Origin of the sequence: Pseudoxanthomonas wuyuanensis, assembly GCF_900215535.1 — a bacterium.
Lineage (GTDB): Bacteria > Pseudomonadota > Gammaproteobacteria > Xanthomonadales > Xanthomonadaceae > Pseudoxanthomonas_A > Pseudoxanthomonas_A wuyuanensis.
In genome coordinates, this window is the sequence record NZ_OCND01000023.1 from 1 (window position 1) to 5,138 (window position 5,138).

Consider the following 5,138-nt stretch of genomic DNA (forward strand, 5'->3'; position numbering starts at 1 on the left):
GCGGTGTCATCCGCGCCTACGATGCGGCTGGCAACACCCTCAACATTGGCGCGAAAGAGTTCGTCTACAACGACGCCAACCGGATGAGCCAGGTCAAGCAGGGCGGCGTGGCGACGATGAACTACGCCTACAACGGCCGCGGCGAACAGGTGCGCAAGCACCTGGGCACCAGCAACACCTACACGCTGTACGACGAAGCCGGCCACTGGCTCGGCGACTACGACAGCGCCGGCAATGCCCTGCAACAGGCACTCTGGATGGACGACCTGCCGGTGGGCCTGGTCGCCAACAACAACCAGTTGCACTACCTCCAACCCGACCACCTGGGCACCCCGCGCACCGTCATCGAAGTGGCCCGCAACGTCCCGGTCTGGACCTGGGACCTGAAAGGCGAAGCCTTCGGCAACACCGCCCCCGACCAGAACCCGGATGGCGACGCCCACACCTTCGTGTTCGATATGCGGTTCCCGGGGCAGCGGTCTGATGCGGCGAGTGGTTTGAATTACAACTACTTCCGGGATTATGACGCCGGCAGCGGGCGTTATGTTGAAAGCGATCCTATGGGCATGATTGCTGGTGTTGAAACGTATAGTTACGCATCTTCTACGCCATTTGGACTAATCGATCCTTTTGGAATGAGCGGCACCTGTCCGGCGTCACCCTCCTATGCACCCGGCTTGTGGAACGACGGCAGGTACGTTCAAGGGACAAATAATTGCTACAGCTACGCTGCAGATAGGCCGGAGAATCCTGCAGATCAGCTGCCACGCCCCTTCCCAAGTAAGCCTCAACCTGGTGAATGGAGTGGTCGACCATTCGAAAGCCTTACTTGCAGCTCGATCATCCGAGCTGCTATCAGGGATGGGATGACAAAGTCCGATAAGAACGGCAACTGCCCTTCGTGCACACACAAGGTCTATCTTGTCATCGCACCCGAGGTGGACTATCACTGGTATAGACAAGATCAGAATGGGATGTGGTCACATAAGCCAGGCTGGTCGCCCGCAACGAACCTTGATGCTTCCGGAAACACTATTGCCGATCCGGGGGCGGCGGATAGAAATTATGGCCCTAAGGGTCCAAACTACTCCAAAAAATGCGGTGTCCTATGCGCTTCCAATCGTTAGTTCTCGCCACTACGCTGCTATTTTCAATGTCCAGTCATGCGGAAAACTTGGCCCTAGAAGCAAGTCTGAGTCAGGCTGCTGTAGATAGTTTGCAGGAGCCTATTTTCACTAAGCAAAAGCTTTCCTCTAGTACCGAAAAGTTCCTTGTCATCACTAGGGACTACGGCTCGGGGCTGGAGCTTCGAGAGGCGTATATTTATCGTCAAAGCCCCACCGGGCAGTGGGACATCCTTGCTTACCGAAAGACGAATTCTTCGCGTGTAATGGCAAGTCTCACGGACGATTGCTTAAAACTCGCCGCAAAGTCTGGGAGGGTTCTGTTGGAGCTTCCTGTTGAAGCTTCAGGCTTTCGGTTTGACTCCCAAGAACATTAGCCGACGTAGGGCGGAACCGGCGTAGCGGATGACCAACTTCGCTGTTAGAGGCCCGCCGAATTTCTATCTTCGGCTGGGATCATTCGGCGGGTCTTCAACAGCGAAGCTGGTCATCGCTCTTGGCGATTCCGCCCTACGAGGACTATGAGGCAGTTTCCATGATGAATACTGGAGTGTTGCGAGCGCTGTCAGAAAAGTGGCTCATTGTTCTTCTTCTTGGACTGGTGCTTGTGGCCTGTCGAAGCAAAGACCAGATGGTTCACAATTCGTACGCTCCTACGCCGGGAGAACGATTCGAGTTGAGTGAATCCAAGAGAGTTCTACTTGAACAGCGTGCCTCGAATGGCGACCTTGCTGCGATGAAAGAGTTGGCCAATTATTACATCCTGTCTGTTGGTGACGAAGCGGAGGGTATTGCGTGGATCGAGAAAGCCGGCGACGCGGGAGACGAAAAGGCAAGAGATACAGTGATACGTTTTCTCTCTAAGAACGAGACGCCAGAGAACCAGGCTCGCCTAATGGAACTAAAGCGGCGCTGGGGAAGATAGGCTTAAAGGAAGCCAGCCAGCGTAGGGCGGAACCCGCGTAGCGGATTCCGCCGAATGTCGATCTGGGGCGGAGAAACGTCCGGCGGATTTTTAACAGCAAATCTGATTATCGCCCTTGGCGATTCCGCTCTACGAGGTCTGCCTGATTGCTCCAAAGCCCCATACTCGCGCAGTCAGAAATCAACAGTCGGTTAGTTGTTTTCAATCTGCATCAATGAAGGAACATATATGCGGATCGATATGCGTTGCTTGATAGTTCGAGTCACCCTGTGTATGGGTTTAAGCATTGCTGCCGTGAATGCCGCAGCATCTGGAAGCTTTGTGGCGGCGCCATGGGGGAGTGATCAAATATATGGTCTTGCAAGTATCGACGAGGCGGCCAAAGCGGGTTGTTTCGGAAGTCAGAAACCCTATCATGCCGACCCGAGCATTTCTTGTGATGGGTCGACAACGAAAAAATTCTACCCAAATACGCCGCTGGTTCTGCCGCCATCGAATGGCTGGTTACCTATCAGTACGGCTTTCTATTACCCGGATGGAAGTGTTGCCGCTGGCGGTCCTATCGGATACATCAGTGGTCCACCCGAGACGAAGAATTGCGACCCTTGTAACGGAATCGGAAACCCGATAGATGCTGCTACGGGCTTTAAGCGACAGAATGAAGGTCCGGATATCGGAGAGGGCGAACTGCGGTACGTCAGGACGTACCTGTCCAGGTCAACCCGAATCAAGCGAGTGATTGGTGCGAACTGGCATTCAACCTTCACCCAACGGATTTCTCTTGGCATCTATCAGGACTGGGCATTAGCGATAGTGCGGCGTCCAAACGGGCAGGAGTTCTCCTTCGAGCGTACGGCTCCATCCACTGCTTGGGTTGGCGATGCGGATATCAATTACAGGCTAGAGTCGCTTGCTTCTGGCTACAAGCTGACAACGGCTGAGGATATGGTCGAAGTGTACGATGCGAGCGGACTGCTTCAGTCGATCACAACAAAGGAAGGCCGGACAACCACGCTTGCGTACTCGGGTAGTTCTTCCTCTGGTGAGGATCCGAAGCTGCTATCAGTCACGGATGATTACGGAAGGTCTCTCAGCTTTACCTATAACCCGGTAGATGCGGTGGTTGGCGCAGGCAACATCGCCACAATCACGGATTCTGTCGGGAATTCGGTCGCCTATACCTACGATGCCAGCAATAATCTTGTGTCGGTGATATTTCCTGATGGAAACGCTAGAGGCTATGTCTACAATGAGGCGGCGTATACGCAGGATGCAGATCTTCCTGGTGCGATGACTGGGATCGTCGATGAGAACGGAGAGCGCTTCGCAACCTTTGGTTACAACGCGGCGGGAAGAGCAATCTCAACGGAACATGCGGGCGGTGTGGATAAGTTCCAATTTAGCTTTCCTTCGCTTCACTCAACGACAGTTGTAACAGATCCCTTTGGTGTGGCGCACACCTATCAATTCCAGACGATTTTAGGGGTCTACAAAGCGGTCGCAATCAGTCCGGAATGCTTTGTTTGCGGTGGCGCTCTGTCAGTCAGCAGGGGGTACGATACGAATGGCAACCTGACGTCAGAGACGGATTCCAATGGCAATGTGATGAATCGGGCTTTTGATACGGCGCGAAATCTGGAAGTCCAACGCGTTGAAGCTTCCAACGACGGCACAGGTAAGGAGCGCACCACTCAGACCGACTGGCACGCCACGTTCCGAGTTCCTACCGAGCGCCGCACCTACAGCGCCGCCAACGCGTTGGTCGCCAAATACACCTGGACCCACAACACCCGCGGTCAAATCCTGACTTCAACGCAGATCGATCCTGCCACCAACCTGGCACGCGTCGTCACCACCACCTACTGCGAGCAAGCCGACGTTACAGCAGGCACATGCCCACTAGTCGGCCTGACCACCTCCGTAGACGGCCCGCTCACCGGCGCCGTCGACACCACCACCTACACCTACTATCCCACCGACGACGCGACCTGCGCCACCGCCCCCACCACCTGCCCCCACCGCAAAGGCGACCTCTGGAAAGTCACCAACGCGCTGGGCCAGGTCACCGAGACCCTGCGCTATGACGGCGCCGGCCGGGTGCTGTCGGTCAAGGACGCCAACGGCGTCATTACCGACCTGGAGTACCACCCGCGTGGCTGGCTGACCGCGCGTAAAGTACGCGGCGCGGATGACGCCTCCGAGGCCGATGACCAGGTGACCCGCATTGAGTACTGGCCGACCGGGCTGGTGAAAAAGGTCACCCAGCCCGATGGCGCGTTCACCGCCTACGAATACGACGCCGCGCACCGGCTGGTCGCCATTGCCGACAACGCCGGCAACCGCATCGAATACCTGCTGGACAATGCCGGCAACCGCATCCAGGAAGACACCAAAGACGCCGGCGGCAACCTCAAGCGCACGCTGTCGCGCCTCTACAACCAGTTGGGCCAGCTGGCCACGGTGGCCGATGCGCAGGCGAACCCCACCGACTTCGGCTACGACGCTAACGGCAACACTACTTCGGTCACCGATACGTTCGGCCGTGAGACCCGCAACGAGTACGACCCGCTGAACCGGCTCAAGCGCACCTTGCAGGATGTCGGTGGCATCGCCGCCGAGACAAAGTTCGAATACGACGCGCTGGACAACCTGACCAAGGTCACCGACCCCAAAGGCCTGGACACCACGTACAGCTACAACGGCCTGGGCGACCTGCTGCAACTGAGCAGCCCCGATACCGGCACCACCAGCTACACCTACGACACTGCCGGCAACCGCGCCACCCAGACCGACGCGCGCGGCGTCACCACCGGCTACAGCTACGACGCGCTGAACCGGCTGACCGCCATCACCTACCCGGACAGCAGCCTGAATGTGGCCTACACCTACGACATCGCCCCGCCGGTATGCGCGGCCGGCGAGACGTTCGCGGTCGGCCGGCTGACCGCAATGACCGACGGCAGCGGCAGCACGCAGTACTGCTACGACCGCTTTGGCCACCTGGTGCGCAAGGTGCAGACCACCAATGGCCAGGCGTTCCAACTGCGCTATGCCTACACCAAGAGCGGGCAGTTGCAGCACATGGTCTA

Annotated in this window: 3 protein-coding genes and 1 pseudogene; all 4 read left to right on the top strand. The window is 57.1% G+C overall.

Features of this window, described 5'->3' with window-relative positions:
- A partial coding sequence (locus tag CRO39_RS20120) for an RHS repeat domain-containing protein (RefSeq protein WP_141400884.1) occupies nucleotides 1–1,127 on the top strand: 1,127 nt, incomplete at its 5' end.
- Between the two features lie 493 nt (nucleotides 1,128–1,620).
- Nucleotides 1,621–2,049, top strand: coding sequence for a hypothetical protein (locus tag CRO39_RS20125; protein WP_097123768.1), 429 nt, complete (start codon nucleotides 1,621–1,623; stop codon nucleotides 2,047–2,049).
- A gap of 273 nt (nucleotides 2,050–2,322) precedes the next feature.
- Nucleotides 2,323–2,883: pseudogene (locus CRO39_RS21465) on the top strand (DUF6531 domain-containing protein); the annotation flags it as partial.
- A 375-nt stretch (nucleotides 2,884–3,258) separates the two neighbouring features.
- Nucleotides 3,259–5,138 (top strand): RHS repeat domain-containing protein (locus CRO39_RS21265; RefSeq protein ID WP_484565182.1); only part of this gene is annotated, 1,880 nt, incomplete at its 3' end.